The sequence below is a fragment of the Acidovorax sp. M14 genome, from assembly GCF_049331375.1.
Taxonomy (GTDB): Bacteria; Pseudomonadota; Gammaproteobacteria; order Burkholderiales; family Burkholderiaceae_C; genus Acidovorax.
Genome location: NZ_CP186263.1, coordinates 780,633 through 792,961, shown reverse-complemented (window position 1 = coordinate 792,961; position 12,329 = coordinate 780,633). Strand labels below are relative to the sequence as shown.

The window sequence follows — 12,329 nt, the reverse complement described above, 5'->3', positions numbered from 1 at the left end:
GCTCCATCGCCCGCCTGCACGCTGCGCGTGCACGGGCAATCTGCTTCGCCATGCCTGCGGCATGAACGCCGCGATTGGCGATCAGTATCTTTTTCATGGCTTCGCACTCCAGGGCGGCGCCTTGCGCGCAGCAAACGCCGCCAGCCCTTGCGGCACCTCAGGCCCGCGCAGCGCTTGCGCAAAAGCCATCGCTGCATCATCCAGCAGCGCGGGCAATGGCGTCTCGGGCTGGGCCAGCAACAAACGTTTGGTAGCGGCCACGGCCTGCGGCGCTGCGGCGGCGTGGCGCGCGATGGCGGCTTGCACAGCAACCTCCATGTCGCCAGCGACCACCTCATCCACCAGCCCCGCACCTTGAGCTGTCGCAGCATCCCAGCGCTCGCCTGTCAACAAACACCGCCGCGCTGCCGCTGGGCCCAGGCGCCGCACCACAAAGGGCGCGATCTGCGCAGGCACGATGCCCAGCGTGACCTCGGGCGTGGCGAACTGCGCGCTGGTATGGGCCAGCACCTGATCAGCGCAGCACACCAGACCAAAGCCGCCGCCCATCGCAGCACCTTCGACCGATACGATGAACCACTGCGGCAACGCACACAGAGCCTGCAGCAGCGCACCGAAGCGGCGGTTCAGTGGCACGAGCGGGTCAGCCTCGCCCGCAGCCAGGGGCTGGCCGATGGTCTTGGAAAAACCGCCCAGGCTGCCACCCGCGCAGAAGTGCCCACCGGCACCCCGCAGCACCACGCCGCGCAGGTCGGCATCGCTTGCAGCCCGCTCACACGCGGCTATCAAACCCTCAACCACGGCCTCGGACAGCGCATTGCGGCTGGCGGGGTCGTTGAGCGTCCAGGTTTCCACGCTGCTGCTAGCCAGCGGCGCGCGGGTTATCTGTAAAGGCATGTCAGGTCTCCACCGTGCTGCGCGCTACACACGACATACGAAACTGGCGCGGCCCAGTGCCAAGGCAGCCGAGCAAGGGCCGCCCCGCAGCGAGGGCTGCGTCCCCCTGCCCGCATTGCGCAGCAATGCGAGAGCGGGGGGAAGCGACGAAGTCGCTCAGGGGGGTGTTGCTCATCTCTTGGCGATGCCCATGAGCTTGGCGAGGATGCCCAGCATCACCTCGTCCGCACCGCCGCCAATCGACGCCAGCCGCCCGTCGCGGTACATGCGCGAGACCTTGTTCTCCAGCGTGAAACCCATGCCGCCCCAGAACTGCAGGCAGGTGTCTGGCACCTCGCGGTTCAGGCGGCCGGCCTTGAGCTTGGCCATGCTGGCCAGCTCCAGCACGTCCTGCCCGTTCACATACAGGTCGCAGGCGCGGTAGGTGAGTGCGCGCAGCGCTTCGACCTCGGTCTTGAGTTCGGCCAGCTTGAACTGCACCCACTGCTGGTCGGCCAGCGTGGCGCCAAAGAGCTTGCGCTCCTGCGCGTAGTCGATGGTCCACTGGATGCAGTGGTTCAGCGATTCGAGCGTACTGGCGGCGCACCACAGGCGCTCTTCCTGGAACTGCTGCATCTGGTAGATGAATCCCTGGCCTTCGGCACCGATGCGGTAGCGCTGCGGTACGCGCACTTCGTCAAAATAGATCAGCCCGGTGTCGCTGCTGTGCATGCCAATCTTGCGGATCTTTTGCGCCACTTCAATGCCCTTCGTGAGCTTGCCGCCGGGCCCGTCGCGCATGGGCACCATCACCAGGCTTTTGTTTTTGTGCACGGGGCCCTCGCCCGTGTTGACCAGCATGCACATCCAGTCGGCCTGCAGGCTGTTGGTGATCCACATCTTTTGGCCGGTGATCACGTAGTCGTCACCATCCTTGCGGGCCACGCTCTTGATGCCCGACACATCGCTGCCCGCCGCCGGCTCGCTCACGCCGATGCAGCCCACCATGTCGCCCGCAATGGCTGGCGCCAGAAACTGGCGCTTGAGCTCTTCGCTGCCGTAGCGCGCAAGCGCCGGGGTGCACATGTCGGTCTGCACGCCAATCGCCATAGGCACGCCGCCGCAGTGCACATGGCCCAGCGTCTCGGCCATGGCCAGGCTGTACGAGTAGTCCAGCCCCTGCCCGCCGTATTCCTCGGGCTTGCACAGGCCCAAGAGGCCCAGCTTGCCCATCTTCTTGAAGACCTCGTGCGCGGGAAATATCTCGGCCGCCTCCCACTCGTCCACGTGGGGGTTGATCTCTTCGTCGATGAAGCGCTTGAGGGTCTTCTGGATCTCTCGGTGCTCGTGCGTGAACTGCATGGTGCTTGTCTCCTGCGGTGTTGTGGGTGTGCCTGCAAACCTCGATCACGAAAGCTGGAACTGCCCCAGCGGCTGGGGTCGGCCGTTGAGCACCAGCTCCACCCGGTGCGCGCCGGGGTAATGGGTGCGCGTGGTCATCTGCTGCAGTGACAGGGTTTTGCCCACGACCATGGTGGCGCCGGGCGGAATGTCCAGCGTCTGCAGCTTGAACACCTTGGGCGCCGCACCGCCGTGGGCCTTGACGTAGTGCACCTTCAGGTCCGCCAGCACGCGCTGGGGCTGGGGTATGGGGTTGTGCAGTTCGACCTCGATGCGCACCTTGTCGCCGATGCGGGCGCGGGCGGGCAGCACGCGCGCGGACCGCACGTCCAGCGCCACGGCATGGCCTACGCCCAGGGCATCGAGCGCAGCGGCGTCGCCCCGTTTGATGAGAAAGCGCAGGCCGTGGCGCACCAGGGCTTCACGCGGGGCGGGTGCGCCCTGCAGCCAGGTGCGCGCGGTGCCCACGGCCAGGTCGGGGTGGTCCTTGGCGATATCGCCCAGGTGGTTGGCCACGGAGCGACGCACGTAAGACGATGGGTCGTCCTTGAGCGCATCGATCAGCGGCAGGGCCAACTGCGGGTTGTTCTGGAATGCAGGCAAACGCGGCGCCCAGGGCAGGCGGGGCCGCGTGCCTTCGCTCACCAATCGGCGCACATGGGCGTTGCCATCCTGCGCCCAGTTGCGCAGCCGCGCGAGTGTGGCGCCCTGGTGGTGCAGCAGGTAGGGGCGTATGCAGAACTCGGCCGTAAAACGCTGCGTGAGCGCGTGCTGCGCGGCCATGGCCGCCTCGAAATGCGCAAGCCCCTGCGTGCCGATGTAGATGCTGTGGGGCAGGTACAGAAAGGCGCTGTAGGGGCGGTCACCCGCATCGGGCTCACCCGCCGCATCGATGCCCATGGGCGGGTCCATGGAATCAACCAGCACGCGCAGTGCGCGTGGCACATCTTGCGGCAGGTGCGACTGCAGAGCCTGCGCAATGCGCTGGCCGCGTTCCATCAGCTCCAGCGATTCGTAGCCGGGCCCTACTTGCTGCAGAAACGCGGTGGTATCGAACTCGCGCCACGCGCGCCGCACCATGGCCGCGATGCGCGGGGGCGCGGTGTCGTTCAGCAGGTATTTGAGAGGCTCGGCCATCGTGGAGATTGCGTGCGAAGCGCTTACATCCGCGCCACGCCAAAGCTCAGGGGCCGCAGCGTGCGGGCCTGGGCCTCGGCGCAGGTGTCCAGGCAAAACGCCAGCACGGCGCGCGTGTCGCGCGGGTCGATCACGCCGTCGTCCAGCAGCAGGCCGCTGGTGTAGAACACATCGGCCTGGGCCTCGAACATGGCGACGATCTTGTCGAACTGGGCCTGCGATTCGGCGGGGTTGGGCGTGATGCCTTTGCGAGCGAGCGCTGCCTCGGTCACGATCTGCATGGTGCGCGCAGCCTGCTCACCGCCCATCACGGCCGTCTTGGCGCCCGGCCAGCTGAACAGGAAACGCGGCGCATAGCCCCGACCGCACATGCCGTAGTTGCCCGCACCAAAGCTGGCACCGCACTGGATGGTGATCTGCGGCACGGTGGCGTTGGTCACTGCCTGGATCATCTTGCTGCCGTGTTTGATCATGCCGCCCTGCTCGCTGTCCTTGCCCACCATGTAGCCCGTGGTGTTCTGCAGGTAGATGATGGGGTGGCCCAGCTGGCACATCCACTGGATGAAGTGCGTGGCCTTGTTGGCGCCTGCCACGTCGATGGGGCCGTTGTTGCTGATGAAGCCCACCGCATGGCCCTGGATGTGGCCCTGCGCGCACAAAGTGGCCACGCCGTAGCGGGCCTTGAACTCGAGCAGCTCAGAGCCATCCACCAGCCGCGCCATCACCTCGCGCATGTCCACGGGTTGGCGCAGGTCGGCAGACATCAGGGACAACAGGTCGTCTGCCGGCAAGCTGGGGCCGGGTGCGCTGGGTCGCCGGGGCATGTTCCACCCCAGCTGCGCCACCACATCGCGTGCCAGGCCAATCGCCTCACGGTCGTCCTGGGCCAGGTATTCGCCCAGGCCCGAGACGGCGGTGTGCATCTCGGCGCCGCCCAGTTCTTCTTCCGTCGCAATCTCACCCGTCGCGGCCATGAGCAGCGGGGGCCCAGCCAGAAAGGCGCGCGAGCGGCCCTGCACCATGATGACCACGTCCGACAGCCCCGGCATGTAGGCGCCGCCTGCGGTGCCCGAGCCGTGCTGCACGGTAATCACCGGAATGCCCGCCGCCGACAGCCGCGCGAGGTTGCGGAACAGCGTGCCGCCGTGCACGAAGCCCTCCACCCGGTAGCGCATGAGGTTGGCACCCGCGCTCTCCACCAGGTGGATGAACGGCAAGCGGTTTTGCAGCGCGATTTCCTGTACGCGCAAGATCTTTTCCAGGCCCATGGGCTGGATGGCGCCGGCCTCGATGCCCGAATCGCTGGCCACCACCATGCAGCGCACGCCATTGACAAAGCCGATGCCCGCGACCATGCCGCCACCGGGCACAGACTTCTCGGGGTCTTTCACGTCCTGCAGGTAGCCCGCCAGCGTGCACAGCGACAGCCAGGGCGCACCCGCATCCAGCAGCAGTGCCACGCGCTGGCGCGGCAGCAGCTGGCCGCGTTTTTCAAACTGGGGCAGGGACCGGGCCGAGGCGGCGGTGGCACGCTCTTCCAGCGCGCGCAGGGCGTCCAGCCGGGCCTGCAGCGCTGCGCGGCGCTGCGTGGCCTCGGCGCTGCCTGGGTTGAATCGGGAAGTGAAGACGGCGGTCATGCGGCCTCAGTCTTGGGGGTGTGGGAAGGCGCAAACACCTGCGGCACCTGCGCGCGATGAAAGCCGTCAAACGGCCGCACGGCCGGGTGTGCTGCGGCAGTGGCACCAGGCGGGCGCTGCGGCCAGCCCATGCGCACCTGGGGCCGTGCGCCGTCCACCCGCAGCGTGGTGCCACTGATGAAGCTGGCTGCCGGGCTGAGCAAAAAGGCAATTGCGGCCGACACCTCGGCCTCGTTGCCAAAGCGGCCGAGCGGCACCGTGCGCGGCATAGCACGCAGCATTTCTGCCGCCTCGGGCGGGTAGTTGTCCATGCCGCTGGAGGCGATATAGCCTGGCGCCACGGCGTTCACGCGCACACCGCTGTGTGCCCATTCCAGCGCAGCGGTTTCGGTGAAACTGACCATGCCCGCTCGCGCAGCCCCGCTGTGCCCCATGCCCGGCATGGAGCCCCACATGTCGGCCACGATGTTGACGATGGAGCCCCCGTGCTGCGCCATCCACTGCCGGTAGCACTCGCGCGCCATCAAGAAGCCACCCGTGAGGTTGGTGTGCAGCACCGCCTCCCAGCCCTTGGCGCTGATGGATTCGAGCGGCGACATGAACTGCCCGCCCGCGTTGTTGACCAGCGCATCGATGCGGCCCTGCGCAGCGATGATCTGCTGCACCAGCGCCACCACACCTTCTTCGGATCGGATGTCACACACCTCGCAGGACACGCGGCCGCCATCGGCGGTGATCTCTTCGGCCACGGCCAGCAGCTTTTCAGGCTTGCGCCCCACCAGCACCACATGCGCGCCCAGGTGCGCCAGTTCGTGCGCCGTGCACCGGCCAATGCCCGAGCCGCCGCCGGTGACCACCACCACCTGCCCCTGAAACAGGCCCGGAGCAAACACAGACTGGTAGGCGTTGCGCGCGGTGGGGGCCATGGTGACTCTGCTTTGATGGGGTTGTTATGAACGGATGAACAAGGCGAGGGCCTCATCGGTGAGCGCGTCGAGCGACTTGCCCTTTTTGGGCGAGAACCATTGCACCGCCCAGTTGAGCGCCCCAAAGATGAACAGCCGCGCCACACCGGGCTCGGCCTGCAGGGCGCCCTGCTGTGCCAGCGCTTCGAGCACGGGCATCCAGGTGGCCTCGTAGCTGTCCTTGATGCGGGCAATGCCCTTGCGCTGCGCAGGCGTGAGCGAGCGCCATTCGTACAACATCACGGGGATGAAGCTGCTGCGCGGCCCGAGCAGGATCTCGAAGTGGTGACGGATGAGCGTGTGCAGCTGCTCGCGCGGGGTGGCCTGGGCTGGCAGTGCATCGAGTGCCTGCTGCTGGCTTTGCGCGGCAATGGTCATGCCCTCGCTCATCACGGCGTAGAGCAGCGCGCTTTTGCTTTCGAAATGGTAGAAGGGCGAGCCGCTGTGCATGCCTGCCGCCGCCGCAATGTCGCGCGTGCTGGTGGCAGCGAAGCCCTGGGTGCGGAAGAGCTTGGCTGCGCCATCCATGAGCTTGCGGCGGCGGTTGCCGTCGTCGAGTTCTTCGGCGGTTTTACGAGGGCGGCCGCGCGGGCGACGGGTGGGGGTTGGCTCTGCAGGGGTTGCGTTGGGTGCGGAATTGGCGCTGGAGGAGGCTGCGGCCTTGCTGCGGGGGCGGGCCGGGGGTTTCTTGGGAGCGGGGGCGATGGCGCTGGTGCGCGGCACGGGTGAATCCATGCTGGCACGATAGCAAACCTGATTATTTTTAGCAAGCAAGTGCTTTGTAAAAATAGTAGCTTGTCAACGCGTGATTGAGATGAGGTACTGTTCAAGATGAGGCGCTTGTGACCCATCCCTGACTTGCCGTGTATTTGGAATCAAACGGCGTGCTTGTGTAAAGGACGGAGGCCGGGAGTCGCCCGGCGTGCGAGTAACTTTCTTTCGCGTCGCCGAAAGAAAGTCACCAAAGAAAGGGCGACCCTACTGCGCGCGTCCCTTCGCTGCGCTACGGGCAACCTGCGATGCTCGGACAGAGGGTGCGCCGCAGAACTCACTGCGCGCTACGCGCTCCGTTCAAACAACTGCGGCAAGTCAGTGCACGAAGTGCGTGTTTCCTTCGGCACACGCACGCACCCCCTGCCCTGCGCTTCTCGGCACGCGCAGAAGGGAACCCAAAACGGACATCCACACGGGCCATTGCTTCGCTGCGCTGCGCTCGGCCCCGTTTCGCGGGCGCAAGCGCCACGCGCTGCGCAGGCTAGGCCGAGCGCAGCAATGGCCCGAATGGATGTTGGCTATTCGGCTGTTCGGATGTCCCACCCCTGCTGGCTGCGCCTGCGGCGGGGCGGTTGTGGGGTGAGCATGGGCGTCGGAGCGCCCATGCTTCGTGAACTGACTCGCCGTGGCTGTCTGAACGAAGCTGCACCGCAGCGCAGTGAGTTCCACGGCGCACCCCGCAACCGCCCCGCCGCAGGTTTGCCCCGTAGCGAAGCGCAGGGGTCGCAGACTGGGGGTCGCCTTTTCTTTGGTGACTTTCTTTTGGCGAAGCAAAAGAAAGTTACTCGCACGCCGGGCGACTCCCGGCTCCCGCACTCAAAACGGGCATGCGGTAGCCGCCGCACAGAAGCCTCGACAGGCCCAACCCGAACGGATGGGACGAGAAAAAACTATAAAAACAATAGCTTCCAGCGCTTTCTGCATAAGCGCTTGCAGTCAAAAAAACCTTCAAATTCGGTGACTCAAACCGCGCTGAAATCCGGCTTACGCTTCTCCATGAAAGCCGAGAAAGCTTCCCGCGCCGCCGGCTCGCGCAACATGCGCCCAAAGCTCTCGCCCTCTTCCGCCATCACCTCCAGCACCTTCGCCGTCTGCCCACCCTTCATCAACCGCTTGGTTTCGATGAGCGACGACAACGGCTTGGCCGCCAGCTTTTTGGCCTGCGCCTGGGCATAGGCATTGCACTCCGTCGGCGGCACCACGCGGTTCACCAGGCCGACTTCCAGCGCCGCCTCGGCCATGAAGGGCTCGCCCAACAGCAAAGCCTCCGCAGCACGGTGATACCCCAACATCTGCGGCACCAACAGGCTCGATGCCGCCTCGGGGCACAAACCCAGATTCACAAAAGGCATCGAGAACGCCGCGTTGTCGCCCGCATAAACCAGGTCGCAATGGAACAGCATCGTCGTGCCAATGCCCACGGCCGGGCCGCAGACCGATGCGATTACAGGCTTGGGGAAGGTGGCGATGCCGCGCAGAAAGCGGAACACCGGCGAGTCCTGCGTGGCAGGCGGCTGCTGCAGAAAGTCGCCAATGTCATTGCCCGCGCTGAAGATGGCGATGTCGCCCTGGAACACCACCACGCGCACGCTGGCGTCGGCCTTGGCAGCATCCAGCGCGTCGGCCATGGCGGCATACATGTCGCGCGTGATGGAATTCTTCTTGTCCACGCGGTTGAAGGTGATGGTGGTCACGCCCGCTTCGGAGTGGACGAGGATGTCTTGGGTGGCTTCGGTCATGGTGGTGAAGGTTCCGGGTCGGATGGATTGGGACGAGAGGAATGCGGTACGGCACAGGGCAACAGGCCGACTTCCTATTCCTTGTAGTAAACGATCTGATGGCTGGTGGCCAGCATGGTGCCAGCCTCGTTCCACAGCTGCACGGTCTGGTCAAAGAAACCGTTGCGGAACTCCTGCCCGCGCGCCTGGCCGAGCAGGAAGCCCGTGCCCGTGGCCTGCAGCTGCTCTGCCGTGGCGTGGAAGTACACGGTGATGGACACCGTGCCCGCAGGCACCTGGCGCGCGCGACGCAGCCACACGCGGGGGAAGAACACATCAGCCAATGCGGACAGCGCCACGAAGTCGAGCGGCCGCGGTGGTGTGTCGCGCATCCACAGCTGCGTCAGGCTGTGGTCGCCGCTGCCGTCCCAGGTGCGCGGGATGAAGCCAGCGATGGGGCGCATCTCATAGCGATTGAGCCATTCCACAGCGCCCAAAGGGGCAACGATGGCCTTTTGCTCTGCGGGGGGTGGCACCTGCGGCATGGGCACGTCGCCCACGCTCCAGGTCTCGCGGCGCACGGCCGTGACGGCGGTGGCCGTGGTGGTGACCACCTGCGCGCCGTCGGCACCGGCCTGCAGAATCGACAGCGTCCAGTGCTGGGTGGAACGATTGGTGCGAACAGGAGTTGCCTGCACCGTGAACGCACCAGCGGTCAAAGCGCCCGCATAGTTGACAGTGAGCGACAGCGGATCGCCCAGCCGGTCGGGGTGCTGCAAGATGGCCTGTAGCAGCGTGGCAGCGGTGATGCCGCCAAACGGGCCGACCATGTTCCAGTAGCCGGGGTGGGTCTGCCCTTCGTACTGGCCCGTCGCAGCGGACGAAGCCGTCAGTTGCAGCGCCTCGTCCAGCGGGTGGATAGCGGAGGACGAAGACGCAGACGAAGAAGTGGATGAAGAGGAAGTCATGCTGCAAGTGTGCCGCGAAACGACCGCTCAGGCCGTCGTACCGGAGACTTCGCCGTGGGGCATTCCGCCACCGCCCAGTGCGGCCAGCTCAGCCGCTGCGCGCGGCCACAGGCTTTGGCGGAACTGGTCGCGAAAGAAGCCAAAGTGCCCAATGCGCCGCACCTGCAGGTCGGCCGGCGTGATGCTCTCCACCCGGCGCTCGGTGTTGGCGTACAGGTTGACGAGGTTGTGCGTGCCGCGCAAGGTCATCAGCTCATCGTCGGCCATCGACAGCGCCAGCACCGGGAACCGCACCGCGCCATAACTCCGCGCCACCGCCGGCCCCTCGGCCCCCACGCTGTAAGCGGGGTCCAGACACCAGCGTCGCCACTGCAGGATCACCCCCGCAGGCAGGTCGCCCACCTTTTTGAGTGTGCGACCCGGAAAGTACCCGCACAGCCGCGTGGCCAGCGGCACCAGCACCCACCAGAAATACGGAACGATGCGTTTGAGCTGCGGCGCGTTGTCACGCCAGTAGCCGCTGCCTGCGGCCACGCTCAGCAGGCCCGCCACCTGCTCGGGCTTTTTCAGCAAGCCCGGCAACTGCGCGCCCAGGCTGTGGCCCAGCAGGTACAGCGGCTGCGACGGCAGCGCGGCCTTGGCGGCTGTGATCACCGCCTCGTAGTCCTGCGCCCAGTCGAACAGATCTGCCTTCACATCACGCATCGCGCCCTGCAGCGAATCGCCATGGCCGCGGTAGTCAAACGTGGTGACCCGAAACCCCTGCTGCGCCATCCACAGCGCAAAGGCCTCGTAGTACGACTGCCGCACCCCCATCGCGCCGCCGATCACGACACTGGCGCGCGGAGCGCGCTCGGGTTCGTAGACACGCAGTGCCAAAGACACTGCCCCGTTGACCTGCAAAGTTTGCTTGTTCATGTCTGTCTCCTTAGCTCAATGCCGATCTGCGCCGGCTTGAATGGAAAACAAAAACAGGCAGTGCACTTCCCCCTGCCTTCACACTCCGCCCTCAAAGGCGTAGCGAGCGGGATCAGCTGCTAGGCGGACGGAGCGCAGCAACCGGAACGTACTTGCGGTACGTGAGGATTGCGAGCACCGCCCAACGACGCAGATGGCCTGCGCAGTAGCCAGTTACAACGCCTCGATGATGCCGGCGGCGCCTTGGCCTGTCCCCACACACATCGTGACCATGCCGTACTTCAGCTTGTGCCGACGCAGCGCGTGCACCACCGTCGCCGCGCGAATCGCACCGGTCGCCCCCAGCGGGTGCCCCAGAGCAATCGCGCCGCCCATCGGGTTCACGTTCGCAGGATTCAACCCCAGCGTGTTGATCACGGCGAGCGACTGCGCCGCAAACGCTTCGTTCAGCTCGTACCAGCCGATGTCATCACTCTTGAGCCCCGCATACCGTAGCGCCGCAGGAATCGCCTCGATGGGACCAATGCCCATGATCTCGGGCGGCACGCCACGCGCGGCGTAGCTCACAAAGCGGGCCAGGGGCGTCAGACCAAACTGCTTCACCGCCTTTTCGCTGGCCACGATGAGCGCACCGGCGCCATCGCTGGTCTGCGAGCTGTTGCCCGCCGTGACGCTGCCACGCGCCGCGAACACGGGCTTGAGCTTGGCCAGGCCTTCCAGGGACGTGTCGGGGCGTGGGCCTTCGTCCAGGTTCACGGTGCGGCGCTTTTCCACCACTTCGCCGGTGGCGAGGTTGGGCGAACGCTCCACGATTTCGATGGGCGTGATTTCATCGGTGAACTCACCGGCCTTTTGCGCCTTGATGGCCCGCAGGTGGGATTCGAGGGCGAACGCGTCCTGCGCCTCGCGGCTCACCTTCCACTGCTGGGCGACCTTTTCGGCGGTCAGGCCCATGCCGTAGGCGATGCCCACGTTTTCGTCCTTGGCAAAAATCTCGGCGTTGAACGAGGGCTTGTTGCCGCCCATGGGCACCAGGCTCATGGACTCGGCGCCGCCGGCGATCAGCACGTCGGCTTCGCCCACGCGGATGCGGTCGGCGGCCATCTGCAGCGCGGTGATGCCCGATGCACAAAAACGGTTCACCGTCACGCCGCCCACGGGGTGGTCAAACGCCAGGCCCATCGCAATGCGGGCCATGTTCATGCCCTGCTCGCCTTCGGGGAAGGAGCAGCCAATGATGGCGTCTTCAATCGCCTTGGGGTCCAGCGTGGGCACCTGCAGCATGGCGCTCTTGACGGCGGCGACCAGCAGGTCGTCGGGCCGGGTGTTCTTGAAATAGCCGCGGCCCGAGCGCCCGATGGGCGTACGCGTGGCGGCGACGATGTAGGCGTCCTGGACTTGTTTTTGAGCCATGGTGAAACTCCTTCAATTCTTGGGGGGGCGGCTGGAAGGAACCCAGGCCCACGTAAATACACATTCGACCGGCTCCACACCGGCTTCGTCGGTCACGGTGACTTTCACCTGCACCTCGCCCTTGTCGCTGGCCAACATGGCGGCGCGCTGCTCGGCAGTGAGCGTGGCCACGGCCTTGAGGCCGCCCGTGGCGCGCTTCTTGAACGCCATGGAAAGCTCCTTGGCCAGCGGCAGGCAGTCGTCGCGCACGTTCATGCCCACCACCATGCCGGTGGCCGTTTCGGCCAGCAGGTTCATGGCAGACGCGTGCACGCCGCCGATGTGGTTCTGCACCCGGCGCTCGTTGGCCAGGTGCACCTCGACACGCTCGGGCGTGAGCGACACGAACTTCACCCCGGCCGTGCCGATGAAGGGCACGGCCCGGCGCAGGATGATGTTCTGCACGAAGCCGCGCATGAAGGCGGGCGCCTCGTCCAGGCGCATCAGCGAGCGCTGGAGTTTGTTGGGGGTTGGGCTCGTCAT

Annotated in this window: 11 protein-coding genes; all 11 read right to left on the bottom strand. The window is 66.0% G+C overall.

The genetic code is table 11. The features are described 5' to 3' along the window. Positions 1 to 93: 93 nt before the first annotated feature. The 11 genes from ACOYR4_RS03710 to ACOYR4_RS03660 all read right to left on the bottom strand — a co-directional run bounded on the left by ACOYR4_RS03710 (position 94) and on the right by ACOYR4_RS03660 (position 12,329). A complete protein-coding gene (locus ACOYR4_RS03710) occupies positions 94 to 897 on the bottom strand; it encodes an enoyl-CoA hydratase/isomerase family protein (protein ID WP_422848680.1) in 804 nt (267 codons plus the stop codon). A 171-nt stretch (positions 898 to 1,068) separates the two neighbouring features. Then, positions 1,069 to 2,238, bottom strand: coding sequence for an acyl-CoA dehydrogenase family protein (locus tag ACOYR4_RS03705; RefSeq protein WP_422848679.1), 1,170 nt, complete (start codon positions 2,236 to 2,238; stop codon positions 1,069 to 1,071). A gap of 45 nt (positions 2,239 to 2,283) precedes the next feature. Continuing rightward, the gene (locus tag ACOYR4_RS03700) at positions 2,284 to 3,414 is read right to left on the bottom strand and encodes a DNA alkylation repair protein (protein ID WP_422848678.1); all 1,131 of its coding nucleotides are present in this window, start codon (positions 3,412 to 3,414) and stop codon (positions 2,284 to 2,286) included. Positions 3,415 to 3,437: 23 nt separating this feature from the next. Next, on the bottom strand, positions 3,438 to 5,051 hold the full coding sequence (locus ACOYR4_RS03695) for an acyl-CoA carboxylase subunit beta (protein WP_422848677.1): 1,614 nt from the start codon (positions 5,049 to 5,051) through the stop codon (positions 3,438 to 3,440). Continuing rightward, positions 5,048 to 5,977: an SDR family oxidoreductase gene (locus tag ACOYR4_RS03690; RefSeq protein ID WP_422848676.1), complete on the bottom strand. Its 930-nt coding sequence runs from the start codon at positions 5,975 to 5,977 to the stop codon at positions 5,048 to 5,050. The genes ACOYR4_RS03695 and ACOYR4_RS03690 overlap by 4 nt, the downstream gene beginning before the upstream one ends. 24 nt (positions 5,978 to 6,001) lie before the next feature. Further along, the gene (locus ACOYR4_RS03685) at positions 6,002 to 6,751 is read right to left on the bottom strand and encodes a TetR family transcriptional regulator (RefSeq protein ID WP_422848675.1); all 750 of its coding nucleotides are present in this window, start codon (positions 6,749 to 6,751) and stop codon (positions 6,002 to 6,004) included. Between the two features lie 1,001 nt (positions 6,752 to 7,752). Continuing rightward, the gene (locus ACOYR4_RS03680) at positions 7,753 to 8,529 is read right to left on the bottom strand and encodes an enoyl-CoA hydratase (RefSeq protein ID WP_209816241.1); all 777 of its coding nucleotides are present in this window, start codon (positions 8,527 to 8,529) and stop codon (positions 7,753 to 7,755) included. A gap of 74 nt (positions 8,530 to 8,603) precedes the next feature. Next, complete coding sequence (locus ACOYR4_RS03675) at positions 8,604 to 9,476, bottom strand: acyl-CoA thioesterase (RefSeq protein ID WP_422848674.1); 873 nt, start codon at positions 9,474 to 9,476, stop codon at positions 8,604 to 8,606. A 27-nt stretch (positions 9,477 to 9,503) separates the two neighbouring features. Continuing rightward, entirely contained in the window at positions 9,504 to 10,394 is an 891-nt protein-coding gene (locus ACOYR4_RS03670; protein ID WP_422848673.1) for an alpha/beta fold hydrolase, read from the bottom strand. 213 nt (positions 10,395 to 10,607) lie between these two features. Further along, positions 10,608 to 11,807, bottom strand: a complete 1,200-nt coding sequence (locus ACOYR4_RS03665; RefSeq protein WP_343733877.1) for an acetyl-CoA C-acyltransferase — start codon at positions 11,805 to 11,807, stop codon at positions 10,608 to 10,610. 12 nt (positions 11,808 to 11,819) lie between these two features. Next, positions 11,820 to 12,329: a DUF4442 domain-containing protein gene (locus ACOYR4_RS03660; RefSeq protein WP_422848672.1), complete on the bottom strand. Its 510-nt coding sequence runs from the start codon at positions 12,327 to 12,329 to the stop codon at positions 11,820 to 11,822.

Coding starts and splice junctions, on each gene's coding strand:
- ACOYR4_RS03710 (WP_422848680.1), bottom strand. CDS start 897: ATGCCTTTACAGATAACCCGCGCGCCGCTGGCTAGCAGCAGCGTGGAA.
- ACOYR4_RS03705 (WP_422848679.1), bottom strand. CDS start 2,238: ATGCAGTTCACGCACGAGCACCGAGAGATCCAGAAGACCCTCAAGCGC.
- ACOYR4_RS03700 (WP_422848678.1), bottom strand. CDS start 3,414: ATGGCCGAGCCTCTCAAATACCTGCTGAACGACACCGCGCCCCCGCGC.
- ACOYR4_RS03695 (WP_422848677.1), bottom strand. CDS start 5,051: ATGACCGCCGTCTTCACTTCCCGATTCAACCCAGGCAGCGCCGAGGCC.
- ACOYR4_RS03690 (WP_422848676.1), bottom strand. CDS start 5,977: ATGGCCCCCACCGCGCGCAACGCCTACCAGTCTGTGTTTGCTCCGGGC.
- ACOYR4_RS03685 (WP_422848675.1), bottom strand. CDS start 6,751: ATGGATTCACCCGTGCCGCGCACCAGCGCCATCGCCCCCGCTCCCAAG.
- ACOYR4_RS03680 (WP_209816241.1), bottom strand. CDS start 8,529: ATGACCGAAGCCACCCAAGACATCCTCGTCCACTCCGAAGCGGGCGTG.
- ACOYR4_RS03675 (WP_422848674.1), bottom strand. CDS start 9,476: ATGACTTCCTCTTCATCCACTTCTTCGTCTGCGTCTTCGTCCTCCGCT.
- ACOYR4_RS03670 (WP_422848673.1), bottom strand. CDS start 10,394: ATGAACAAGCAAACTTTGCAGGTCAACGGGGCAGTGTCTTTGGCACTG.
- ACOYR4_RS03665 (WP_343733877.1), bottom strand. CDS start 11,807: ATGGCTCAAAAACAAGTCCAGGACGCCTACATCGTCGCCGCCACGCGT.
- ACOYR4_RS03660 (WP_422848672.1), bottom strand. CDS start 12,329: ATGACGAGCCCAACCCCCAACAAACTCCAGCGCTCGCTGATGCGCCTG.